Here is a 25,214-nt window from a genome sequence, read left to right as displayed (position 1 = left end):
CTTTAAAAATTATGATTTTTTTATCAAAATTATAATTCTTTTTATTTAAATTTAATTAATTAAATATCAGTAATTTATGAAGTATATATTTCGGGTTTTATTATTTAATGTATTCATTTTTGCGCTCATTGGTTGTAAAAGTACGGTTACTATTGCAGAATTAAATACGTTGAAAGAAGTAGTCGAAAATCAGAATTTTAAGTTTGTAGCCAATTCTGCTACCCCAATGGCTATTGCAGGTGTTAGAGGGCTAGAAAGTTTGCTGCCTGTTGGTAGTAATTTGGCTAATATTAATTTAATTGGCAACCCGAATTACTTGATTATTAAAAATGATAGCCTTAAGTTTTACATGCCTTATTTTGGGGAAAGAAGAATGGGTGGTGCCTATAGAACTTCTAATAATGGACTGAGTTATCATGGTGTTATTAAAAATTTAGACATGGAATTTAATGCTAAAAAAAACAGTTATCAGATTAATTGCAAAATAAATGAAAGTCAAGAAAATTTAGTACTTACGTTAACAATGTATGCCAATAAATCTGCAAGTTTACGGGTAATAAGTTCACATAGAAATGCAATAAACTATACAGGAAATTGGCAAACAGAATAATCTTTTGGTTTTAATTTTGATGTAAAAAGCGTCAACTTTTATTTCTTTGAGTTTTTTTCTAATAAAAATCAAAATGCTTTTATATGCTATCTACGCAGTTTAATATGACCATTAAAAAAAGAAATCAATAGTATTTAAAACAAACCTCTAGATTTTAAATCTAAATAACTATTAATACTTGCTCCTGTTAAATCTTGGGGTTTGGTAAGTACAGATTGGATTCCGTATTTTTTCAATTCGTTTACAATTCTCTTTTTTTCATACATAAATTTTTCTGCAATAATGCTATCATAAACTCCTTGTATATTGGTTGCCTCGTTATCTATTAAGCTATCAAGTTCAGTATTTTTAAAAAACACCACAAGTACCAAATGATTTTTTGCTAAAGCTCTTAAATAAGGTAGCTGCCTTTGTAAACCGTCTATGGTTTCAAAATTTGTAAATAAAATAAGCAAACTTCTGTGCGTAATTTTACGTTTAACAACAGCATACAAAGTACTAAAATCGGGTTCATCAAAATTAGTGGTTATATTGTGTAAAGCTTCTGAAATTAAACTCATTTGCGAACTTCTGCGTTCAGCAACTACCCAATCTTCTAGTTTTGTAGCAAAAGATAACATCCCTGCTTTATCTTGTTTTCTAAGGATGACATTGCTAATGGCTAAAGTTGCATTTACAGCATAATCTAACAGACTTAACCCATCAAAAGTCATTTGCATGGCACGTCCTTTATCAATAATAGCATATACAGATTGCGATTTTTCTTCCATATATTGATTCACCATTAATTGGTTTCTTTTCGCGGTTGCTTTCCAATTTAAGGTTCTAATATCATCACCAGAAACATATTCTTTAATTTGTTCAAATTCTAACGAATGCCCAATTCTTCTCGATTTTTTTGAACCATAAGAAGAAGCACTATTAAAATTTTTAATATCAAATTCTTTTAAACGCAAAAAAGAAGGATAGCATTTAATTTCTTTTTCTTCTCCTATAATATATTTTTTTGTCGCCAATTTTAAAGCGGAGTTTGCATAAATATTTATATGACCAAAAATATATATTCCTCTTTCTTTAGGAGTTAAGTTATAATGAATTGTTTTTTCATCTTTCTTTGGCAATATTTGATGAAAAATAAAGTCGCGTTTTTGAAACTGATAAGGTAACTCTTCAATCAAAGACAAATGCGCAATAAATGGGTATTTATTTTTAATGGTTAACGAAATCTTATTTTCATCGCCATTAGACAAACGTTCTGGTAAATTACGATGTACTTGAATGGCTTTTTTGGTTTGATACAACAGAATGATATCAATAAAAACCAAAACAACCAACATAAACAGCAGCACTTTAGAAATTTCAAAGAAGATTGGTGCAAAAAAACCAACTACAAAAAGTGTGGCAATACCACCAAGGATATAGAAAAATCTATTGTTTAAAAATAAAGTGTTGTAGAATTTTTTCAATATTATGGGTTTTGGTTGTTGGTTGTTGGTTTGTGGTTTGTGGTTTGTGGTTTTGGAAGATACTGTCAACTAAATACCAAAACTATAAATTACCTAGGAATCTCAACAGCTTCAATAATCTGCTCTATAATTTGTTTACTAGTTAATCCTTCCATTTCACGTTCTGGCGTAACAATAACTCTATGTTGCAAAACAGGAATTGTAGCTCTTTTAATATCTTCAGGAGTTACAAAATCTCTACCTGCTATGGCTGCAAATGCTTTAGACGCAGATAAAATAGCGATACTTGCTCTTGGTGAAGCACCTAAATACAAAAAGGAATTTGAACGTGTATTCACCACAATATTTGCGATATATTTTAATAAGTTAGCTTCTATTTTAATTTGATTCACCAAACTTCTATAGGCTATAATTTTAGCGCCTTCAATAATGCTCTCTATTTTGCTTACTTTAGTGGTGTTTTCTAAAGCTTGCTCACGCATTATAATTTCTAATTCTTCTTCTGCATTTGGGTATTCAATAATCACTTTAAACAAAAAACGATCTAATTGTGCTTCTGGCAAACGATATGTACCTTCTTGTTCTATAGGGTTTTGAGTCGCTAAAACAATAAAAGGCTCTTGCATAGCATACGTTGTACCATCCATTGTTACTTGTTGTTCTTCCATCACTTCAAACAATGCAGCTTGTGTTTTTGCTGGTGCTCTGTTAATTTCATCAATTAAAATCATATTTGAAAAAATAGGCCCTTTTTTGAATTCAAATTCTGATGTTTTTACATTAAAAACAGAAGTTCCTAAAATGTCTGAAGGCATTAAATCTGGTGTAAATTGTATTCTACTAAACCCAATATTTAATGTTTTAGAAAGCAGTTTGGCTGTAATGGTTTTAGCAACGCCTGGTACACCTTCTATTAAAACGTGACCATTTGCCAATAAAGCAACTAAGAGTAAATCCATCATTTCTTTTTGCCCAACAATTACTTTTTGTAATTGTTTTTTTATGTTGAAAACACTCTCTTGTAAACCAGATAAATCAATTCTATTTTCAAAGGCTAAATCTTCGGTGTTTTTTTGTGGTATTGGTTCATTTATTTCCTGATTCATATCTTCATTCATTCCGTTTATTGGTGTTTCCATATGCTTAGTTTTTAAAGAAATTTGCAATCATTTTATGCAACACAAGTAACTCTTCTTGAGTGCATTCAGACTTTTTATGTAAAGTGATAATTGTATTAACTAAATATTTTGTATTTCTGATTTCATTCCCGGATTTTAACGCCAAATTATGTATAAATTCTTTGTTTAAATTATTGGTATTTAACAGGTATTTTGTGCGAACTTTTTCTAAGAAAAATGTAATTTTTTTATCTACTAAATTTTTATGATTTTGCTCTTTTAAATACAAACTTGCAATAGTTTGTGTAAAGGCAACTGTAGTATTTTTTAGAGGATGAATTACAGGAATTGCTCTTTGTTTTCTTCTTGCATTAAAGAGCATAAATAATAAAACACCAGCCAAGCCAACAAATAAAAACCAAGTTAAGGTTTGATGCTCTAAAAAGAATTTAAATATAGATTGTTGATTGTCTTCTCGATTATTAGAATAATTGCTGTATTTAATTTGAGGATCCCATAAAAGAGTAGAAGAGGGGAGATATGACAACACATGCTCTGTGTATTTTTCGGTATCTTTTAAGAGATAATAATTGGTAAAAACTACAGGATTGGCATGTAAATAAATAGCGCCTTTACCATGATAAATTTTTATAAAATTTGGTACTTTTTCTCCGTCAATTTTCGATGAACCTAAAACAATGGTTTTATCTTCATTATAAGTAACAAAATAATGTCTTCTAATATTTCTGTCAAACTTGAAGGTATCCTTTTTAAAACGATTATCATTTAGGTAAAATTCGCCTTTTAAAGGTCTTAAATCATTTATGCTGTAAACCTCTTTGTCTAAATTATTAGTGGTAAAGTCTAATTGTTCTAGTAAATTTTTATTAAAATAATTTAATGCTAAAAAGGCAGTATTGCCATCATTTACAAAAGATAACAAATCTGTAATTCCATCAATTGGTAGTTTATTGGCATTGTGTTTTATACAAATGTAATTTCCAAAATCACCATTTATGGAATCGTAATTTTTAAATAAATAATCGTAAAAATTGTCTCTTAAAAAAACAACTTCTTCATTTTTAAAGAGTTCTTGAGCTTCATTGTAAACAATATACGTACCAAAAGGACTTTTTTCTTTTTCTCTAAAATTCTCAATCCAATTGGTTTTATTACAGCTGGTTAGCAATAAAAATATTGAAAGCATTAAAATAGTTATTGGTACTATTTTTTGTACCTTAAAATCACCCAAACGTATATTATAGGTTGATAGAATAAAAGTGGATTTTTTAACTGACAATATTTTAAAAACATTCTTAATCTGCATCAAACAATAGATTTTAAAAAAGATTGATACTTGTTTTCTGCCACTTTAAAATTGGTTTCATCCACAGGAAATTCGCCATACCAAACATAAGAATATACATACGATAAATAAGAGAATTGCGTACGCATAGATATGTTTTCTATTTCAAAAAGGTATTCTGAATTGGTTTTATCTTTATGATAATCAATGAGTTGTTTTTGAGATAACGATTTTAAGGCTGATAAATAATAGTAACGTATTGCCAATCTAAAATCTTTATTATCAATAGCTTTCTGTAACAATGCCTCTAAATTAATTTCGTGAATATCTTCATCTTCATAAATAAGTTTTTCAGCTGTTTTTGGCGATGATTTATTTGATTTCCAAAAATTTAAATCAGAACCTAATAATACTTTTACAATCACAAAAATTACGAATCCCCCTAATAAAAAAGGAAAAATAGTAGTCATAAAAAAAGCAAACAAATCAAAAAAACCATTATTCGAAGTTTTTTTCTTTTTTGGTGAATTTTCTTTATACTGAAAATCTTTTCCTGAATATTTTTCTTTAAGATTTGTAGAAAAATTTCTTTCTTTAGTAATTTCAGTGGTTTTTGTGTAAGCAATTGTATCTGACACCATAGTTATGGTATCTTCTTGTTTTTGTTGAGCATTGGTAAACCAAATGCAAAAGAAAAGGAGGGAAGCTGCTATTTTTTTCATTTACCTGAGCTCATATTTATTAGCCACCTTAAATGGTAATATTAAATAATAATAGCTGATGCTTACCAAACTAAAACCAATAATGACAAAACAAAAAATTGTAGGCATTTTATTGGCATAACGTGTAACATAACCTTCTAAAAACGCAGCAATAATGGTAAATGGTATGGTACTTATAAAAATATAAAACGCATCTCGAATGCCTACTTTAAAAGATTCAAATCGTTTTAAAGTTCCTGGAAATAAAATACTTGCGCCAATAATAAAACCAGCCCCAGCCTCGATTATCATTCCGAAAATTTCGTAGGTTCCATGAATCCAAATGCCTTTTAAACTATCGAATAAACTGTTATTTTGATAAAAAAAGGCTTGAAAAACAGCTACCATAATTGCGTTTTGTACAATGTAAAAAGCAGTACCAATGCCTACAAACAAACCAGATAAAAACATATTTAAGCCCACTCTTTGGTTATTATCGTAAATACCTATAAACGTACCCCAATTGCTACCACTTTTGTAAATGGCCATGGCATCTCCGCTTTCTATGTTTTCTAAGGTTTGATCTACGTAGTTATCCCCTAAAATTTGTCTTGCAAAAGATTCATCATTAAATGTAGATAATAATCCTATAAAAAAACAGATGAAAAAGAAGGCAAAAGCCAAGTAAAAATATTTTCGGTATTTGTAGCAGAGTAGGGGTACTTTATCTAAAAAAAACTGTAAGAAAACATTTTTATTTTGTCTTTTAGCATCATAAACATGGTCAAAACTCTTTTTTGCTAGTTTATTAAGGTATAAGGTAACCTTGCTTTTTGGATAGTAAGTTTGTGCATATACCAGATCATTCATAATCTTAATATGCAAGTTGGCTAAGTCATCTGGATTTTTTTTATCATTATTTGTAAATCCTTGTTCAAATTCAAGCCATTTTTCTTTATTTTGCTTTATAAAAGCGACCTCTCTCATTATAGCGAATTTAAACATTGCATGAAAACACTCCAAATAAAAACCGCACAAAATGTAAATATCAATTTTACAGCAGCTAATGTATTTGAAAGGCTTTTGGCATTTGTGGTTGATAATGTTTTGAAATTCGCGTATTTGTATTTTACCATTGAAATTTTGGGTTTTGCATTGTTTCAAGAAAACGATTCTGGAGATCCTTGGACGCTTCGTGCCATAGGTGTTTTGTTTTTTTTGCCTGTAACTTTTTACTCTCTGTATTCCGAGATTTTAATGGATGGTCAAACCTTGGGTAAGAAACTTTTAAAAATAAAAGTGATTAATGAAGATGGTTTTAAGCCATCAATTACAGATTACCTTATTCGTTGGTTTTTACGCATAGTAGATTTTAATTTATTCACCTTGTTATTTGTATATATTGCTTCTTTAGGATTAGATAATCAAGAAAGTATAATAACTGCTTTTTTTATTTTTGGTAAATTGGTAGGGTTTCTGTTGATATTATTTACCAATAAAAGTCAGCGATTTGGAGACATTATCGCAAATACAGTTGTGATTACAATAAAAGACGATGTACAATTTTCGCAAACTATTTTAGAGAATATTAAAGAAAGTTATGTGCCTACATATCCAAATGTGATTAAGTTGTCTGATAACGATGCAAGAATTATTAAAGAAACTTTTAAGTCAGCCACAAAAAATAACGACTACAAGACTTTAATGAAGTTACGTACTAAAATTATAGAAGTAACAGAAATAAAATCGAATCATAAAAGTGATAGAGATTTTATAGATACCATTTTAAAAGATTATAATTATTATACGCAACATATGTAATTTTAGTATAAATTTTTTTTATCCTAAATTTAAGGATTCTGAGAAGAGTATCTTGTTGTAAAATATTCTATTTAACATAATATAAATTATAGTTCAAATGCTTTGGTAGCTATAATTCTCTTTTATGTAAAATATCCCACAAAGCTATGAACATTCAATAAACATTCGTTTGGGGGTGTTTTAACATTCGTCAACAAGTGTTAATTACAAATTCGTAGAATGTTGTATTTTGTATTATTCAAGAATATTTTTTAAATACATTATTATAAGAAACATTTAGAACATTAAAATTTGTAACTATAATTCGACATTATGCTAAATTGCCTCTTGCCAAATACGCTCGATTGCTTTTTAAAAATAATTATGCTACGCAGTAATTTTTTTAAACACAATTTTCCATCGCCTGCAGCCGCCAAAAAGCTAACATTTTTAGTTTTTATGAAATATGCAAATTTTTCACCCCATTTTTCTTCTAAATTTAATAACTCATCTTCTGCTACATCCTTATTGATCGCTTTATAGACCAGTTTTAAATCCTTCATAAATGCTTTCTGGTCTTTAGAGGCTACATATTTTAAAGAATTACGAATTTGATGTATAATACATTTTTGAATTTGTGTTTTAGGAAAGATGCTCAAAATAGCTTCTGAAAATCCTTTTAAATTATCTGTACAAGCGATCAATATATCTTTCAGTCCACGCTGTTCTAAATCTGTTAATACTTGTAGCCAAAAGTTTGCTCCCTCGCTTTGTGAGACATACATTCCTAAAACTTCTTTATGTCCCTCTTTATTTATCCCAAGAATATTATACAAAGCTTTATGTTGCACTTTTCCATCAACTCTAACTTTATAATGCATAGCATCTAACCAAACTATACAATACATGGATTCTAAAGGGCGACTTTGCCAAGCTTTAATGTCTGGTATAATTTTATCGGTAATTTGACTTAATACAGTGTGAGAAATATCGGTATCATACATCTCTTTTATATGCGATGAAATATCTCGTAAACCCATTCCTAGTCCATATAAACCAACAATCTTTTCCGATAAATTCTCCGCTAAAATAGTTTGTCTCTTTTTAACAAGTTCTGGTTCGAAACTGCTATTTCTATCTGTTGGTGTTTGGATTTCAAAAGTGCCTAAACCACTTTTTATCGTCTTTTTGCCTTTTCCATTTCGCTTATTTTTCCCATCTGAGCTTACAGATGACAAGTGATGTTCCATTTCTGACTCTAGTGCTTTTTCTATGAAACTTTTTAGCATAGGTGCAAAAGCACCCTCTTTTCCGAATAAACTTTTACCTGACAGTAACTGTTCTAAAGCTTTCTTTTCTAATAATTCTTGTTCTTTTTGGGTCATCTTTTCTAAATGTTCATCATTATGATCATCACCAGTATACGCTACTACTCTTTTATCTTCTAATTCGTATAGTGTACAACATTCGTGTGCAAACCTACCTAAAGCAATGTGTTTTTGTGCTTTACCATCTTTCGGGTTCACTTCTACTACCCAACCATAATGTTCTGGCGGATATGCATAAAACTTTTCCCAACCATAACCACTATCTCTGTGGCTTTCTACGTTATTTTCATCATACTTTGTCTCCCCAAAACTACTTGCCAAACTCCGTTTTCCTCTTTAATTCTTACAATGCTTCCGCCAACATTGTACATTTCTTTATCTACTTGGACTTTGGTTTTTTCTTGTTGATAATTAAAATCAGAAACAAATAAAGGGTTTATATATTCGTGATTTACCCATAACAAACCATCTTTAGGATTATCATCACTAAACGGAATAAAATACGTATAATCATTATTAAATCCAAAAGTATCTGTATCGCTTATGCTATCTCCCCACTTTATTATGTTATGATAATCTAAACCCTTTGCCAACAGTAAATCATCTTTATCAGAAGCCGGAATTCCTTTTATAACAAAGTCTTTAAGTGCTTGCAATCTTTCTTTAGAAATTTTGTTAAAATCTTTTGTAGGTGTTGCAGTATTACCACAACTCATTAAAAATTGAGGTAATACTAACGATGCTATACTCGCTTTACCTATAAATGAAATAAACTTTCTTCAATTATAATCCATTTTAATTTGTACTTAAAATTTATATTGATATTGATTTATACTTTTTGATTACTTACTATTTTTAAGAATTCATTTCTTATTTCTGCATTAGCAAAACAACCTCCATATTCTAATGTGGTTGTAAAACTACTTTGGTCTTTTATACCTCTAGAAGATACACATAAATGTTTCGCTGTAACCATAACAATTACATCTTTGGTATCTAAAACCGTTTGTAAATCGTTTAAGATTTGTAATACTAACCTTTCTTGTACTTGAGGACGAAGCGCATAATAATCTACCAAACGATTAATTTTAGACAAACCAATTACTTTATCTTTTGGAAGATAAGCAACGTTTGCATGCCCTACTATGGGTAAAAAATGATGTTCGCAAGCAGAATCTATATTGATGTTTTGCTCTATCAACATTTTTTGATAACCGTATTTATTATTAAAAGTAGAAAGCTTGGGTTTGTTTGCTGGGTTTAAACCATAAAACAACTCTTTAACATACATTTTTGCTACACGATATGGTGTGCCAGACAAACTATCATCCGTTAAATCTAGTCCCATTTCTTGCATAATCATTTTAAAATGATGCTGAATGTTTTTAATTTTTTCATCCTCAGATTTTTCAAAAGCATCTGCACGCAAAGGTGTTTTTATACTTGTAGAAAAATGAGCATCGCCTTCTGTTATAATTTGTTCTTTATTTTTCATGAGTACAACATTTATCTGCGTTACATTGGCAATATTTTCTATTGTATAAGTGCAATGCTATTAATGAAATTGTGGGTAAATAGATAAAACTTTCACTTAATGGAAACATTCCTAATTTTTCGTTTATAATAACTATAAAAAGTAGTAACCAGCTTAACCAAAGTGCTGGTTTAATCCAATTTTTACTTGTGGTTTGCGTAGACCGATAAACTGCAATAAAAGAAATTACTAAGAAAAAATAGTCGATAAACTTCCACCACACTGGAGCACCATTACCAAAATTGAATAAACTACTTTGGGCTAAAAAAATAAACGGTGTTGCCACACAATGAATTAGACAAAGTGTACTGGATATAGCACCAATACTATCTGCTTTTTGATTTGATAATATCATTATAAATTATTATTACAACTGAGTTGCAAATATAAACATAAGATTTGTTAATACAACCATGTTGCATTATATTTGTATTATGGGAGTAATAAGAAAAACGAAATCTGTAACCGCTATTTTAAAAGAGTTTGATAAATTACAAGGATCAGGAGCTATTTCAGTGATTGATTTGATTGCTAAGTTTAGCAAAAAATTTAACAAAACCACCATTTACCGTGTTTTAGATAAATTAGAAGAAGATGGTTTATTGCACTCCTTTTTAGGAAAAAAAGGGTTGAAATGGTATGCCAAATGTAAGGGTTGTACTTCTACTGCACATCATGATTTGCATCCGCATTTCCAATGTTTAGATTGTGGTAAGGTAGATTGCATTCCTTCTACTATAAATATCCCAAGTTTGCCCAACAGAAAAGTAAACACAACTCAAGTATTGATTCAAGGTACATGCGAAAATTGTCTTTAGAAATACGACTTAAAAAAGAATTTTTAAATTGTTAAAAGCTTAAAACTATTCTAAATTTAATTGTTGTTGTAATTTTTTAACGTCTAAATTTTCTAATAATACCAACAAGTTGGGATACATTTTTTCGTGGTAACCAAAAGCTTTGTATTTCATTTCTGTAATGGCTGCTTCTTTGGTCCAATTGTCGAAAACCATTCTGTAGGCAGCTACAATTGTACCTGTTCTGTCTGAGCCATGCCAACAATGCACTAAAACAGGTTGCTCTTCATTTTTAATGATTTTTAAGGCTTGTATAATATCCTCTTCATCTAATATTTTTGTTTTGATAGAAATGTGTTTTAACTTTAAATTGGTGGCTTTGGCTTTTTTGGTATCGTTTCTTAATCGTCTTAAATTCAGAATCGTTTTAATACCCATGGCTTCTAATTCCTTAAATCCTTTTTTACTAGGTTGCTCTGCCCTGTATAAAACATCGTTAATTTTATACAGGTTTTTAAAGTGTTTTGAGGCTACTTTTTGATATTGGTTTACTTGTGCGTGTGTAATTTGTAGTATTGAAATACCACAAAAAATAGCTAAGAAATATTTTTTCATACATCTGTTTTTGGTTAAAATATCAATAATAATGCTACACCAAAGTTTAGAAGAATAATTAATTGTTAAACTTTATATTTATACCAAAATCGTAGTACTTTTAGTTGATTTTTCGTTCGCTTCATCAAAATAGAAATCGATTCTTCCTAAATTTAAACCATAAGCACCCACTTGATTGATTAATGTATTTTTACCTTCACTATTTTTTACAATAGTGGGTTTTGGTAAAAAAGTATGCGTATGCCCACCTATAATTAAATCGATGTTTTTGGTTGCTTTTGCCAAGTTTAAATCAGAGATTTTATTCGGATTGTTTTTATAATAATACCCTAAATGCGATAAGCAGATAATTAAATCGCACTTTTCAACATTTTTAAGTTGATCTGTAATGTCTTGTGTAACTGTTAAAGGATCTAAATAAGCAGTTTCTTTGTACATTTTTTTGTTTACCAAGCCTTCTAATTCTATTCCTAATCCGAAGATTCCGATTTTAATGCCTTCTTTTACTATAATTTTATAAGGCTTTACGTGGGTGTCTAAAACAGTATTTTTAAAATCGTAATTTGCAGCTACAAAATCGAACTTTGCATTGGGCAATTGTTTGTACAAACCTTCTATGGAATTGTCAAAATCGTGATTTCCAATGGTAGCCACATCATACTTTAACATGCTCATCAGTTTAAATTCCAACTCGCCACCAAAATAATTAAAATACGGTGTTCCCTGAAAAATATCGCCAGCATCTAACAATAAGGTGTTGCTATTTTCTTGTCTTATTTGCTGAATTAAAGTCGCTCTTCTGGCTACTCCACCTCTATTCGGATGTCTACTATGATTGGCACTAAAAGGTTCTATATGACTGTGTGTATCATTGGTATGCAAAATGGTAATGTGCTTTTGCTTTTTAGCTATCATTGAGGGTAGAACCAAACCACCAGCCAATGCAAATGTAGAAACCGCTCCTGTACGTTTTATAAAATCTCTTCTTTTCATTATTTTAGTTTTATGCGGTTATCAATGGCTGTTTTTAAAGTATCTACTTTTTTAAAATAATCGATAATAGCATCTCTCATTTTATAGTCTAAAACTGTTAATTTAACAGGGTTTTTAAAGAAGTTCATTCTATCTCCACCTCCTTGTAAATAGTCTGTGGTTAAAATCGTGTAGTTTTTATTGTTATCAAAAGGAGTTCCGTTTATTTTTATCGCATAAGCATCATCACTAATGGTTAAATCGATGTTTTTAGACAAAGGATGAGCAGCTTTGGTTTTTATAAAATAATTGATTAGTTCTACCATTTTAGTGCCACTAATTGTAACTGCAACCAATTCGTTTTCAAAAGGCATTACTTTAAATGCATGCTCTTTGGTTACTACACCTTGAGGGATTATGGCACGAATTCCACCTGAATTAAATAGTGCAAAATCGATATTGGTATTTGTTGTTTTCTGATAAACAGGATTAGCCATTTCCATACACAAATCTGCCAACAAATTCCCCAATACACTTTGCTTGTTACTATTTTCTTTGGTTAACACTATGGGTGTAAAGGTTAAAGGTTCTTGCATGTCTCCTGTAAGTTCTTCTTTGTAAGGATTAATTAACGAATTAATCTCTTTAGAAGCTGCAATACTCGTGTCTATTGCAATATTTTTTGCAGTTATTTTAGTAAGGTTTTGATGATCTTTTTTACAAGAAGCCAACAACACCAAAACACATAGAAAATGAATATATTTCATGAGTGGTAAATTTGCCTGAAAGCTACTAATTTATTGATTAAAACAACTGTTAATATTTATAAAAAACGGTTTAAATTTTCTTGGTTTTTTCAAAATCATTCCTTTGAAAACTTATCAAGTATTTAACGTTCAGTTCACATTTAATTACTGTAATTGTGCTTTATTTAATTTTATTGAGTTAGTCATATAAATATACAGAAATTATATGACTAACTCAAAAAATAAAATTTTCTGTTCTTCTGTTTACACTAAATCCTAAACTATGATTGTCTGGAACACCTGTATTTAAAGAAAGTGAACCATTCCAACCTTTTTTCTCTTCTTTTTTAAGAATGATGTTTAAAATCCCTGCAGTTCCAGAAGCTTCATATTTGGCAGACGGATTTGTAATTACCTCTATACTTTCAATCATATCTGCAGTAATTGTACCCAAAGCATTGCTAGATTCATCTGCTAAAACAGAAGGTTTTCCATTTATTAAAATTTGAACTCCAGTACTTCCTCTTAAACTAATATCGCCTGCAATGCCTAAATTTACAGAAGGTACGTTATTTAAAACCTCTAAAGCACTAGCGCCAGTGCTGCTAATATCTTTACCAACATTAAAAACGCGTTTGTCTAATTTAAAAACGGTTTTAGAGAGTTCTCCTTTAACCACAACTTCATCTAATGCTTGGCTATCTGCTTTTAAAATGATTATGCCCAAATCTATTTTTCCTTCTTATAACAGAAAATTCGGTTATCGTTTTCGTTTGAAAACCCATAAAACTTATGGCTACATAAAAATCAGTATTTGAAGTTTTTACATTAAATTTTCCGTTTTCGTCTGATGTTTTCCCAGCAATAATTTTCTTGGTATTTTTTTGATGTAAAACAACACTTGCAAAAGGAATGGGCTGTTTGGTTTCGTCTTCTACTAGAAGACCAAAAACCTCAAAATCCTTATTTTGAGCAAAACTCAAAACACTAACAAAAAGAAATAAAAAGCTATAAATTGTAATTTTTAAAAATATTTTCATTTACTGAGATTTCTTTTGATGCTGCTAAAAATCACATCATTATTTTTTGCAAAAATAGACTAAAGTAAACCCTTAAAAAGTTACTTTTCCTATAAGATTTACAATAGTATTATTGGAATTATTTATCGATCGTTATTGAAAAAATTAGCGATATAATATGCCAAATAAGTATCGATATTTTTTTAAAAACCGACTTTACAATAACTTTTTTTTACAATAGGTTTAGTATTTTCTGTAGCTTAAACTTCTTTCCTTAAAACTTCTAAAGGCAGGCTTTGCAACACCGATTTTAAATTACTCAGGCCAATTTGTAACCACTAACAAAATTATAGTTGTCAGCAATGCTAAAGAAAGAGTTCACAATAAAATAAATAGTTAACATTTAGTATTTTTTATGGCACTAAAAAATCACCTTTAAAACCAGTTTCTGTTTTTATAAAATTAACACGAATGTGGTTTGGTCTTTTTAATCTTAAATATTCAATTTTAGAAATGCTGATTTTTAGCACACAGAAATAATTTGTTTTTGCTGAGTATGATACAAACTCTGGATTTTTTATTATTGTTGCTGGTGCTTTTTCTGTAGTGTAATCTTTTTTAGAATTTTCACCAACAGAACTCCAATAGGGTTTTAAAGCGTTTTTATCAGATATAATTTCAGCTGTACCTTCTATTTTTATTTGAAGTAATTTTTTGGGATGGTAAAACAAACCACTCACCATATTATTTTCTTGAATATCAGCAACTTTTTGTGAACGTAAATCTGTGTAAACAATTATGGTAAAATCAGGTTGCATTTTTCGTAGCACAGCCGTTCTTAAACGAGGTATAGTATTGTTTATAGTTGCTAAGGTAAAGTAACGAAAAGGATGTTTGCGTTTTGCATAACCATTAATCAACTCATTTTTAATTTCTTGTAAAATATCTTCTTTCAAAATATAGTTATTGAATTAAACCTCCTTCCTTAAAACTTCTAAAGGTGGACTTTGTAATACCGATTTTAAATTGCTTATTCCAATTAAAACCACTAACAAAGTAATTCCTGGTAGAAACACTAAAAACGGAATTGCACTCGGTAAAAAAGGTTCTTTGAATAAAAATGTCGCTAACAATTGGCTGCCTACTAAAGATAATAAAATACCTGTTAAACTACCCAAAACTCCCAAATACACATATTCTAAAGCTGTTATTTGCAAAATCTGTTTGCTTTTTGCACCCAAAGTTCGTAACAATACACTTTCTTTTATGCGCTGATATTTACTATTTCTAACAGAACCAATCAATACAATAAAACCTGTGAGAATGCTAAAAAACGCCATAAAATTGATAATCCAAGAAACTTTATCTAAAATATCTTCGATAATGGTGAATACTTGTCGCAAATCTAAAATAGTAACATTTGGAAAGTTTTTAACCAGATCTCTTTGCAATTCAGCTGAGCGTTCTTCATTTGGCACATAAGTGGTCATCACATTAAATTGTGGCGCATTTTCTAACACTCCTATTGGAAATAAAACCAAAAAATTAACTTGCATACTGCCCCAATCTACTTTTCTGATGCTAGCTACTTTGGTTTGCATTACCACACCTTGAATGTTAAATGCCAATTCATCATCTAATTTTAAGTTGGCATCTCTAGCAATACTTTCTGAAATGGAAATAGGAATGGGTTGTGTATTCTTCACTTTTCCAATCCACTCTCCTTCTATAATTTCTTCAGTTTCCGTTAAATTTTCTCTGTAAGTAACTCTAAACTCACGGTTTAACATCCACTTACGCATTTTTACAGTAGTATCTTTTCGAATTTCGTTAACCGATTTTCCTCGAATACTGTGCATACGCATCGTAATAATAGGAATGTTATCGATAACCTCTAAACCTTTACTTTTAAAATTTGCTAAAAGTTCAGTTTCTTGCGTACTTTGCACATCCATTAAAATAATATTAGCATCAGTTTTTTTATTTTCTAATGATGTTTTTGCTAATAAGATATCTTTGGTAAAATACAAAGTACTAATTAAAAATGTACCCAAGCCAATAGACAATACCAAGACCATAGTTTGGTTGTTAGGCCTAAACAAATTCAATAAACTTTGACGTTTGGTATAACTCCAAGAAGTGGGATAATACTTTTTAATCAGTTTTATAAACAAGCTAGCCATACCAGCCATTATTGCAAAGGTTACTAAAATTCCGACCGTAAAAACAAGGCCATTTATAACATCTTTTAACATCCAAAAAGAAAACAAAAAGATAAATAATAAGATGATTAAGGAAGTAATGATTCTTGCTTTTTTCGGTTTTTGAAGATTGTCTTCACTGCCTCTTAACACTTCTAAAGGCGATACATACCAAGTATTTAAAAGTGGTAATAATGCAAATAAAACCGACATTAAAACTCCTAAAGTAAGCCCCATAAATAACGGTTGTACAGAAATAGATATATCTACTGTAAATGGTAAAAAATCTTGTAAAATGTAAGGAAAAGCAAACTGTAAACCTATACCTATAATTGAACCAATACAACCACCTATAAGCCCAATTCCTATAATTTGAATTAAATAAATTAAAAAACTTTGTTTTCTGGATGCGCCTAAACACTTTAAAACAGCAACGTTTTTTAATTTTTCTTTGATGTAAATATGCACAGAACTTGCAATACCTATACAACCTAACAACAGTGCTATAAATGCTACTAAATTTAAAAAACGACTTACGTTTTCATACCTTCTCCCCAAATTTCTACTGGTGCTGGTATGTGTATCTAAATCTGCTTTTTCATCATCTAAAATTGGGTCTATCTTGGTATCTAACAACTCCAAATCCATTTCTGGGGCTTTAAAGAAATATTGATATTCTTTTCTACTACCCAATTGTAATAATTCAGTTTGCTCTAAAAAACGAAAAGGAATTAAAACTGTAGGTGCTACTGATGATGAAATGGCTGTGCTACCAGGAATTGATTTTAACGCTCCAACTATTGGGAAGGTAACTTTTCCTAATTTTATAGAATCTCCTGGGTTGATTTCATATTGTAACATTAAAGTAGCATCTACCAAAGCACCACCCAATTCTTGATAATTTGCCCCTGCATTTTTTGGTTTGGTAGCAATAGTTCCATAAAAAGGAAAAGCCCCTTCCATTGCTCTTACTTTTACCAATTTTGTACCATCATTTTTTGGAAAAGCTGCCATAGACACAAAATTGACTTCAGAAGCATCTGGCCCTAAAGAATCGATAATAGCTTGTACTTTTTGGGTTGGCTTTTGCCTGCTATCAATAATAAAATCAGCACCCATTAACGATTTTGATTGCTTTTGGATGTTGTCTTTTAAATTATCGCTAAACAATTGGATAGAAACCACTGCTGCAATTCCTAATATAATGGATGCCATAAACAATAACAATCGAGATAGACTTGCTTTTCCATCTCTCCAAGCCATTTTTAACAACCAATTAAAGCCTGCTTTTGAATTTAAATTATTCATTAAACTGTTGCTATTTTATCATTTGCTATAATTTTACCACCTTTTAATCGTAAAATTTGTTGGGTTCTGTTGGCTAAATCTAAATCGTGAGTAATAATCACTAAAGTTGTGCCTGCCTCTTTATTCAATTCAAAAAGAAGTTGAATTACTTTTTCTCCTGTTTCTTCATCTAAATTCCCTGTAGGTTCATCAGCAAATAAAATAGAAGGTTTGTTACAAAATGCACGAGCCAAAGCCACTCTTTGTTGCTCTCCTCCAGATAATTGAGAGGGATAATGATGCAAACGGCTAGACAAACCAACTTTTTCTAATAATGCTTTACCAAATTGTGTGGCGTTTTTATCTCCTTGTAATTCTAAAGGCACAATTACATTTTCTAACGCGGTTAAGGTTGGTAATAGCTGAAAATTTTGAAAAATAAAACCAACCTCTTTATTACGTAAAGCAGCGCGTTCATCTTCATTTAAATCTTGTAGAGCAGTACCACATAACTCAATATTTCCTGATGTTGGATAGTCTAACCCTGCACACAAACCCAATAAGGTGGTTTTTCCACTTCCAGAAGGCCCAACAATTGAAAAAATGCTACCTTTTTCTACCTCAAAAGAAATATTGCTAATTACTGTTAATTTTTTAGAACCACTGGTGTAGGTTTTCTCTAAATCATTAATCTTTAATATCTTTGACATTATATATTTAATTTTTTATCTAAAATTCGCTGATGTTGAAAAATAGACAATTGACAATGAATAACCATAGTAGAAGCAGAAAGATTTTCTTAAAATTTTGTTATTTTTCAAGCATTATTCTTTTACTTTCTTGCAAAACAGAAACTACAAAAGCGGATACTAATGTTACACAAACAACATCTATAAATAAGGGTAAAAACGAGGAAAAAACGGGTACTAAAAGAATTGTTTTTTTTGGTGATAGTTTAACTGCGGGTTATGGTTTAGAGGATGTTAATGATGCATATCCTGGTATTATACAAACTAAAATTGATAGTTTAAAATTGCCTTATACTATTGTAAATTCTGGAATAAGTGGAGAAACTACAGCTGGAGGAAAAAATAGGATTAATTGGGTTTTAAACCAAAAACCAGATGTTTTTATTTTAGAATTAGGGGCTAATGATGGTTTACGAGGTGTGCCTTTAACAGAAACCAAAAAGAATTTACAGTATATGATAGATGCAGTACAAAAAAAATACCCAGACACCAAAATTATACTCGCAGGTATGCAGATTCCGCCAAATTTTGGTCAAGAATATACTTCTGAATTCAAAAATATTTTTCCATCTTTAGCAAAGAAAAATAACGTTGCTTTAATTCCGTTTTTATTAAAAAGTGTTGGTGGCATAGCCGAATTAAATCAAGTTGATGGAATTCATCCTACCAAAAAAGGGCATAAAATATTGGCCAAAACGGTTTGGCAAATTCTGTATCCGTTATTATAAATATTACAAATTTTATGGCTAATATCTATTTTAAATTCAAATTGAACTATTAGTCAAAAAAAATAGTTACATTTAAGGATGTCAATTTAGCATACCCAACTAAATATGAATCCCTTTAATCGCATTGTTTTTATAATATTGCTCGTTTTTAGTTTTCAGAGTATTTCTGGAAAACCTAATCAAGAAAATAAAAAACACAGCTTAAATTTTAGTAACGATCAATTATTTCAAAAAAAAGGTATTCCTTTAAACTCAAATTGGGAGTTTTATTGGAAAACGTTTATCAATCCAAAAGATTTTACTAATCAGCAGCCTTTACATTTAGTAAAATTAACTTCTTGGACCAATTATACAGATAATTATAATAAGAAATTGCCTGCATTTGGTTATGCTACCTACAGGAAAAAATTTACAATACCTAAAGAAAGACCCAATACAGCATTATACATACCAAGAATTATTGGTGCTTATAAAATTTGGATTAATGGAGTATTTATTTTAGAAACAGGTACTATTGGTATTACTCAAAAAACCACATTACACAGAAGATTTACTAAAATTATTCCTTTAAATTCTAATGACACCGATTTTGAGGTTGTAATACAAGTTTCTAATTTCTACAACAAATTTGGAGGAATCACAGAACCGATTCTTTTAGGGGTAACAGAGCATCTTTTTTATAAAAAATCATTACAAATTATGGCAGATATGACTGCTGTTGGAAGTTTTTCTTTTGTTGGATTGCTTTTCTTGATTTTTTATCTTTTGTATTGGAATAAAGACAAAGCTGTATTGTTTTTTTCGTTAATGTGTCTTGCTTTGTCTTATCATACCTTAAATGATAGATATGCGCCGCTTTCTGAAGTTTTTAAAGATATTAGTTGGGTTTTTCTTGCCAAAACAGAATACATTGCTTCTTATATAGTGGGTTATTGTGCAAGTATGTTTTTTATAATTGTACTTAAAGAATATGTTCATTTCTGGTTTAAGAAAGTAATGCAATATGCTACAGGGATCATTATTTTTGCTGCAATTGTTTTACCTGCACCACATTTTACCTATTTAATTCCAATTTTTTTAGTTTTTATGATGTTAACAATTGCCTACATTGTTTTTTGTACCATCAAAGCAATTATTCATAAAAGCAAAGCATCTCGATTGTTGTTGATTGGTATTGTGTTTGGTGCAACTGTATTTTCAGCAAATATTGTGTTTTATATACAACAGCATGAAATCGCTTTAATTTACGTGAAATTTGGGTATATTATGGTGTTTTTATTAATTTCAATGCTTTTGTTAAGACGGTTTTCTAGTTCTTTTAAAGATCTTGAAGAAGCCAATATGCTTGCATTGGCACAGAAAAAAGAGATTTATGTAAAGTCGAAACAGCTTACCAATGTAAATTTACAGTTAGAAGAAAACTTAAAACTTTTAGAAAATAATAATGAAGAATTAGAAGACTTTAATCATATTGTTTCTCACGATTTAAAAACACCTTTGGTTTCTGTATATTCTTTAGCCTCTTTTATAGAAGAAGATTTAAAAGATAGCTTAGATGAAAATACAACACAGCATATTAATATGATGAAAGAAGTAATTACTAAAATGGAAGCTTCTATAAACGGATTACTCGAATATTCTAAAGCAGCTAAAGGCAATAAACGTAAAGAGTGGTTTAATGTTAATACAACTTTACAGAAAGTTTTTGATCTGATACAGCATCAAAAGAAAAGTACCTTAAAACTACCAAAAAATCAACTTAAAATATATGCTAATAAATTAGAGTTTGAACATGTTTTTCAAAATTTAATGAGTAATTCTATAAAATATAATGATAAGGAAGAGGCTATCTTAACCGTTGATTTTAAAATGCAAAATAACGAATATCTGTTTTCTATAGCAGATAATGGGCCAGGTATAGAAAAGCAATACCATAATAAAATATTTAAAATTTTTAGCCAGTTAGAATCTAATCCTAAGGAAGTAAGTAGTACAGGTATTGGATTGGCAATTGTTAAAAAAGTTGTTGCTAACAACAATGGTATTATTTCCGTTTCTTCAGAAAAAGGAAAAGGATTAACGATTAGTTTTACATGGCAAAAAGGCGTTGAAGGTCTTTAAAATCATCAATTTAACTTAAAATTATTATTGTTTTTATTGATTTTTATTTCTGTTGTTCTTGATCAATAAATTGTTTGTAATGTTGAAATCTATCAAAAATTTGTTCGACATAAATAAAAGGTTCTGTACCTCTTACATAGCCGTATTTTATTATTGGTTTGTTATAGTTTTTAGGAAAACGCAAAGCCAATAACATTTTATCTACATTGTCTTCCCATATTAACGGATTCAATTGGTTAGCGGCAGCCAAACGTTGTGCATCTCTAACATGCCCATAACCACAATTAAAAGAAGCTAATGTAAATTTAATTCGATCAATTTCATTTGGTATATCTGTAAAACGATCATAAATCTGGTTCAAATAAGTAGTTCCACCTCTAATGCTTTGTACAGGATCTGTAACATCTGTAATACCTAAGTCTTCTGCAGTTGGTGGCATAATTTGCATTAAACCTTTTGCACCTGCCCAAGATTTAGCATTAGGATCAAACTTAGATTCTTGATAAATTTGAGATGCTAATAAACGCCAATCCCAGCCTAATTTTTTGGTGTATTCTTTAATTAAATCGTCATATTCACTTATTTGATTATTCTTTAAACTATAATAATCGCTTTTAATTCTGCGTTTAAAAAACCGTTTATTTTTAAAGTATTTGTTGTAGATAACAAAATAATCTAAATTTTGTCTCTCTGATAAAATCCATTCATTTACTACTTTTCTAAAATTTTCTGCTTTTTTTCGGGTAACCCATGCAATTCTTTGTGAAAAAGAAATGGGTACATCAATTTTTAAAATAGGATTGCTAGACGCATTAATTTTTGCCAAATTTTCATCAGCAATGGTATATTTTATTGAACCCTCTACTACCATATCTATAATTTCACCTGTAGAAAGTTTACTATCTAAAGTATCAATATAAATTTCACCACCAATTTCGTTTGCTAAACTTATAATACGCTCTACATAAGAAGAGTTTTTACGAATAGAAACAGTATCGCCAATTAAATCTAAAGGATCGTCAATGACATTTTTTTGAAGATTGCTCCAAGACATTGTTCTGTAATTATCTGGTTTTTTCTGTACCAAAACCTGTTTGGTTAAAAACAAATGTTCTGTAAAATCTACCTCCCATTTCCGTTGATTGGTAATGGTCATACCATGTGCTATAATATCTACATCACCCCTATTTAAAACTTCAAATTGAGTATCTAAATTATCAGAAACTACAATTTCTAATTTTAAGTTTAAATGTTTTGCCAATCTTTGTAATAATTCATACTCAAAGCCCATAGGTTGCCCTTTGTACAAAAAGTAACTTGTACTACTATACACTACTAAAGCTTTTAAAATACCATCTTTTTTGATGTCTTTTAAATCTCTATCAGATGAATTGGCCACAATTTCATTAACAACACCTTTGGTTTTTATAGTTTCTTTTTGTTGCTTTTTCTTTTGGCAAGTGCTAAAGAAAAAAAGAATTGTAAAAACTGTAAAAAGTATTTTTTTGGTATGAAATAACATTCCCTCAAAATAAGGGAAATATTCTAAACTATAAAATATTGTGAAACATTAATCTAAACTAAAGTAATCTTTTCGCATTTTTTCGCCAACTAAAGACAAATCATCTACTAGTTTTTCAATAAAATCTTTTAAATTTCCTTGAACATCTTCTATTGTAGTGTATTGGTGTTCATATTTTAATTTACCTATTAAAAAAGCGGCTGTGTCTTTTTGTGGTATTTCGTCTTTGGATAAAAACCCTATATAATGCTGAATTCGATTTAAAGAATTCATAATTGAACGCGGACAATATGGATTTAAAATTAAAAAGTCTAATACATTATGGCTAGATGGTATTTTTCTATAATACCTGCGCATCATATCGTAAGTTTGCACACACTTAAGTAAAGTAGTCCATTCAAAACTAGCAGTTACAGATGCACCAGAATTCACTTTTTCTACTAAAGCATCATTATATTTAGAGTTCACGATTCTAATGACTTGGTTGGCTCTTTCAATATAAATACCCAACATAATAATTGCATACACTTCATCATGTAATAAAGTACCTCTTATCTTAGTTCTTAATGAGGCAATATTGGCAGTAATCATTGTTGTAAAATCGAACAATCCGTTTTTTACAAAAAGATCTTTATCGTAATTTTTAACGTTTCTATTCAAAGTATTTATAGATTCGTACAATTCTGATGATATTAAATCTCTTGCGCTATTGGCATTTTGTTGTGCATTGCTAATAGAAGATAAAATAGAAAATTGTTTTTCTGGGTTTAAGCCAATATCAAACAACACCTTTTTTTCATCTAATTCTTTAGCTTCTTTTAATTCTTCTTCGTCTGCTACAAAAAGCATAGATCGCAATACAAATTGTCTTGATTGTGATAATTCTGTTGGTGCATCTAATGACGAAAAATAATTGACATTCATATACCTTGCTATATGTTCTGAACGTTCTAAATAACGTCCCATCCAAAATAAATTATTGGCTACTCTTGCTAACATAAATTTCTTTTATTTTTTTAATACCCAAGTATCTTTAGATCCTCCTCCTTGCGAAGAATTTACAACTAAGTTTCCTCTCTTTAATGCAACTCTTGTTAAACCTCCTTTTAAAACAAAACTTTTGTCTTTACCTAATAAAGTAAAAGTTCTTAAATCTACATGTCTAGGTTCAAATGAGTTTTCTTCTTCAATATAAGTAGCATGTGTAGAAAGCGACATAATTGGTTGTGCTATATATTTTCTTGGATCTTCTTTTATTGTAATTTTTACTTTTTCTATTTCTTCTTTTGTCAATCTATTTCCAATTGATATTCCATAACCACCAGATTCATCTACAGGTTTTACAACCAACTTATCTATATTTTCTAAAACATATTTTAGTTCATCTGGTCTGCTACAATGATAAGTATGTACATTATTTAAAATAGGTTCTTCATCTAAATAAAATTTAATAATTTGTGGCATATAGGTATAAATAGCTTTGTCATCTGCAACCCCTGTTCCAGGTGCGTTCACCAAACAAACTTTACCTTTTAAATAGCTATTGAATAATCCTGGAACACCTAGCAAAGAATCTTTTTTAAATACTAAAGGATCTATAAATAAATCATCTACACGTCTGTAAATAACATCTATTCTTACTTTACCTCTAATGGTTTTCATGTATACGAAATCATTTTCTATGAATAAATCTCGTCCTTCCACCAACTCTACACCCATTTGTTTTGCCAAGAAAGAATGCTCATAATAAGCAGAATTGTAAACACCAGGAGTCAATACTACACATTTAGGAATATCTACTCCTTTTGGTTTTACAGATTCTATGATGTCTAACAAATTTTCTCCATAGTCAGAAACGTTGTACGATTGGTAATGATCAAAAACTCCAAACAAGGTTCGTTTTAAGGCAGCTCTATTCCCTACTACATAACTTACCCCAGAAGGACATCTAATATTATCCTCTAATACATAATAGTCACCATCAGCATGTTTTATCAAATCTGTACCAGACACATGGTTGTAAATGCCTCCTGGAGGATTAAATCCTTTCATTTCTTTTAAGAAATTCACAGAAGAATTAATCAATTCAATAGGTACAATACCTTCTTTAATTATGTTTTGATCGTGGTATAAATCCTCTAAAAATGCATTTAAGGCTTTACTACGTTGTAAAGCACCAGTTTCTATTTTACACCATTCTTTATTGCTAATGATTCTTGGAAATAAATCAAAAGGAAAAATCTTTTCTTTCGTTTCTTGATCTCCATAAACTTGAAACGTAATCCCTTGGTTAAAAAAAGCATCTTTAGCTTTATCATTTAGGTTGGCAAAGTCGTTTACTGAATATTCACTAAATAAATTGAATAAGGTTTTATAGACTTGTCTAACTTCGTTATTTTTTGTAAAAATTTCATCATAAAAACGAGAATCATACTTATAAGAAGAAAAAATAGGCAAATTGGTTGGTGCTTTCAAATCAAATACTTTTTTGGGTAAATTTAATAAAATAAAATATAATTTTTAATTGATATTTGGCAATAATATTAAATTATTTTAATCAATTTTAATAAAAACGCATTTTTTATTCAAAAAAT

25 protein-coding genes are annotated in these 25,214 nt (G+C 29.7%); 5 read left to right on the top strand and 20 right to left on the bottom strand.

What is annotated here, in order from left to right:
• Positions 1–76: 76 nt before the first annotated feature.
• Positions 77–610 (top strand): DUF4251 domain-containing protein, encoded by a 534-nt coding sequence (locus SJY27_RS01825; RefSeq protein WP_397446543.1) that lies wholly within the window; start codon positions 77–79, stop codon positions 608–610.
• Between the two features lie 134 nt (positions 611–744).
• Here SJY27_RS01825 and SJY27_RS01820 read toward each other — a convergent pair whose 3' ends face one another.
• The 5 genes from SJY27_RS01820 to SJY27_RS01800 all read right to left on the bottom strand — a co-directional run bounded on the left by SJY27_RS01820 (position 745) and on the right by SJY27_RS01800 (position 6,188).
• The gene (locus SJY27_RS01820; protein ID WP_397446542.1) at positions 745–2,076 is read right to left on the bottom strand and encodes a DUF58 domain-containing protein; all 1,332 of its coding nucleotides are present in this window, start codon (positions 2,074–2,076) and stop codon (positions 745–747) included.
• A gap of 89 nt (positions 2,077–2,165) precedes the next feature.
• Positions 2,166–3,182, bottom strand: a complete 1,017-nt coding sequence (locus tag SJY27_RS01815) for an AAA family ATPase (RefSeq protein WP_397447947.1) — start codon at positions 3,180–3,182, stop codon at positions 2,166–2,168.
• A 37-nt stretch (positions 3,183–3,219) separates the two neighbouring features.
• A complete protein-coding gene (locus tag SJY27_RS01810; RefSeq protein ID WP_397446541.1) occupies positions 3,220–4,521 on the bottom strand; it encodes a hypothetical protein in 1,302 nt (433 codons plus the stop codon).
• Positions 4,521–5,222 carry a hypothetical protein gene (locus tag SJY27_RS01805; protein WP_397446540.1) on the bottom strand — a complete coding sequence of 234 codons (702 nt, stop codon included), beginning with the start codon at positions 5,220–5,222 and terminating at the stop codon, positions 4,521–4,523. Before SJY27_RS01805 ends, SJY27_RS01810 begins: the two co-directional genes overlap by 1 nt.
• Positions 5,223–6,188 (bottom strand): stage II sporulation protein M, encoded by a 966-nt coding sequence (locus SJY27_RS01800; protein WP_397446539.1) that lies wholly within the window; start codon positions 6,186–6,188, stop codon positions 5,223–5,225.
• 21 nt (positions 6,189–6,209) lie between these two features.
• Between SJY27_RS01800 and SJY27_RS01795 the strand changes: the two genes are divergently transcribed.
• On the top strand, positions 6,210–7,022 hold the full coding sequence (locus SJY27_RS01795) for an RDD family protein (protein WP_397446538.1): 813 nt from the start codon (positions 6,210–6,212) through the stop codon (positions 7,020–7,022).
• A 284-nt stretch (positions 7,023–7,306) separates the two neighbouring features.
• Here the strand turns inward: SJY27_RS01795 and SJY27_RS01790 are convergent, their stop codons facing one another.
• From SJY27_RS01790 to SJY27_RS01775, 4 genes are all read right to left on the bottom strand, one after another.
• On the bottom strand, positions 7,307–8,650 hold the full coding sequence (locus SJY27_RS01790; protein ID WP_397446537.1) for an IS256 family transposase: 1,344 nt from the start codon (positions 8,648–8,650) through the stop codon (positions 7,307–7,309).
• Complete coding sequence (locus tag SJY27_RS01785) at positions 8,605–9,045, bottom strand: alkaline phosphatase PhoX (protein ID WP_397446536.1); 441 nt, start codon at positions 9,043–9,045, stop codon at positions 8,605–8,607. Before SJY27_RS01785 ends, SJY27_RS01790 begins: the two co-directional genes overlap by 46 nt.
• 113 nt (positions 9,046–9,158) lie before the next feature.
• Complete coding sequence (folE, locus tag SJY27_RS01780) at positions 9,159–9,824, bottom strand: GTP cyclohydrolase I FolE (protein WP_397446535.1); 666 nt, start codon at positions 9,822–9,824, stop codon at positions 9,159–9,161.
• On the bottom strand, positions 9,814–10,218 hold the full coding sequence (locus SJY27_RS01775; protein WP_397446534.1) for a MerC domain-containing protein: 405 nt from the start codon (positions 10,216–10,218) through the stop codon (positions 9,814–9,816). Before SJY27_RS01775 ends, folE begins: the two co-directional genes overlap by 11 nt.
• A gap of 79 nt (positions 10,219–10,297) precedes the next feature.
• Here SJY27_RS01775 and SJY27_RS01770 point away from each other — a divergent pair, with 79 nt between their 5' ends.
• On the top strand, positions 10,298–10,681 hold the full coding sequence (locus SJY27_RS01770; RefSeq protein ID WP_397446532.1) for a Fur family transcriptional regulator: 384 nt from the start codon (positions 10,298–10,300) through the stop codon (positions 10,679–10,681).
• A 45-nt stretch (positions 10,682–10,726) separates the two neighbouring features.
• Here the strand turns inward: SJY27_RS01770 and SJY27_RS01765 are convergent, their stop codons facing one another.
• From SJY27_RS01765 to SJY27_RS01730, 8 genes are all read right to left on the bottom strand, one after another.
• Complete coding sequence (locus SJY27_RS01765) at positions 10,727–11,275, bottom strand: dual specificity protein phosphatase family protein (protein ID WP_397446531.1); 549 nt, start codon at positions 11,273–11,275, stop codon at positions 10,727–10,729.
• A 78-nt stretch (positions 11,276–11,353) separates the two neighbouring features.
• The gene (locus SJY27_RS01760; RefSeq protein WP_397446530.1) at positions 11,354–12,268 is read right to left on the bottom strand and encodes a bifunctional metallophosphatase/5'-nucleotidase; all 915 of its coding nucleotides are present in this window, start codon (positions 12,266–12,268) and stop codon (positions 11,354–11,356) included.
• Positions 12,268–13,014: a 5'-nucleotidase C-terminal domain-containing protein gene (locus SJY27_RS01755; protein ID WP_397446529.1), complete on the bottom strand. Its 747-nt coding sequence runs from the start codon at positions 13,012–13,014 to the stop codon at positions 12,268–12,270. The genes SJY27_RS01760 and SJY27_RS01755 overlap by 1 nt, the downstream gene beginning before the upstream one ends.
• A 214-nt stretch (positions 13,015–13,228) precedes the next feature.
• Entirely contained in the window at positions 13,229–13,720 is a 492-nt protein-coding gene (locus tag SJY27_RS01750) for a TonB-dependent receptor plug domain-containing protein (RefSeq protein WP_397446528.1), read from the bottom strand.
• On the bottom strand, positions 13,692–14,033 hold the full coding sequence (locus SJY27_RS01745; RefSeq protein WP_397446527.1) for a carboxypeptidase-like regulatory domain-containing protein: 342 nt from the start codon (positions 14,031–14,033) through the stop codon (positions 13,692–13,694). The genes SJY27_RS01750 and SJY27_RS01745 overlap by 29 nt, the downstream gene beginning before the upstream one ends.
• A 392-nt stretch (positions 14,034–14,425) precedes the next feature.
• On the bottom strand, positions 14,426–14,968 hold the full coding sequence (locus SJY27_RS01740) for a pyridoxamine 5'-phosphate oxidase family protein (protein ID WP_397446526.1): 543 nt from the start codon (positions 14,966–14,968) through the stop codon (positions 14,426–14,428).
• 15 nt (positions 14,969–14,983) lie between these two features.
• Complete coding sequence (locus tag SJY27_RS01735; protein ID WP_397446525.1) at positions 14,984–17,521, bottom strand: ABC transporter permease; 2,538 nt, start codon at positions 17,519–17,521, stop codon at positions 14,984–14,986.
• Positions 17,521–18,210 carry an ABC transporter ATP-binding protein gene (locus SJY27_RS01730; protein WP_397446524.1) on the bottom strand — a complete coding sequence of 230 codons (690 nt, stop codon included), beginning with the start codon at positions 18,208–18,210 and terminating at the stop codon, positions 17,521–17,523. Before SJY27_RS01730 ends, SJY27_RS01735 begins: the two co-directional genes overlap by 1 nt.
• Before the next feature lie 32 nt (positions 18,211–18,242).
• On the opposite strand from SJY27_RS01730, the gene SJY27_RS01725 reads away from it, so the two are divergent.
• Both SJY27_RS01725 and SJY27_RS01720 read left to right on the top strand, forming a co-directional pair.
• On the top strand, positions 18,243–18,977 hold the full coding sequence (locus SJY27_RS01725; RefSeq protein WP_397446523.1) for an arylesterase: 735 nt from the start codon (positions 18,243–18,245) through the stop codon (positions 18,975–18,977).
• Between the two features lie 105 nt (positions 18,978–19,082).
• Positions 19,083–21,098, top strand: coding sequence for an ATP-binding protein (locus tag SJY27_RS01720; RefSeq protein WP_397446521.1), 2,016 nt, complete (start codon positions 19,083–19,085; stop codon positions 21,096–21,098).
• Between the two features lie 43 nt (positions 21,099–21,141).
• Here the strand turns inward: SJY27_RS01720 and SJY27_RS01715 are convergent, their stop codons facing one another.
• From SJY27_RS01715 to SJY27_RS01705, 3 genes are read right to left on the bottom strand one after another with little or no spacing between them, the layout of a single operon-like run.
• The gene (locus SJY27_RS01715) at positions 21,142–22,620 is read right to left on the bottom strand and encodes a transglycosylase SLT domain-containing protein (RefSeq protein ID WP_397446520.1); all 1,479 of its coding nucleotides are present in this window, start codon (positions 22,618–22,620) and stop codon (positions 21,142–21,144) included.
• Between the two features lie 48 nt (positions 22,621–22,668).
• Positions 22,669–23,619: an alpha-E domain-containing protein gene (locus tag SJY27_RS01710; protein ID WP_397446519.1), complete on the bottom strand. Its 951-nt coding sequence runs from the start codon at positions 23,617–23,619 to the stop codon at positions 22,669–22,671.
• Between the two features lie 9 nt (positions 23,620–23,628).
• Complete coding sequence (locus SJY27_RS01705) at positions 23,629–25,095, bottom strand: circularly permuted type 2 ATP-grasp protein (RefSeq protein ID WP_397446518.1); 1,467 nt, start codon at positions 25,093–25,095, stop codon at positions 23,629–23,631.
• Positions 25,096–25,214 lie beyond the last annotated feature (119 nt).

Source organism: Polaribacter sp. R77954 (assembly GCF_044595335.1).
Lineage (GTDB): Bacteria > Bacteroidota > Bacteroidia > Flavobacteriales > Flavobacteriaceae > Polaribacter.
This window is presented reverse-complemented; position numbering and strand designations above follow the sequence as displayed.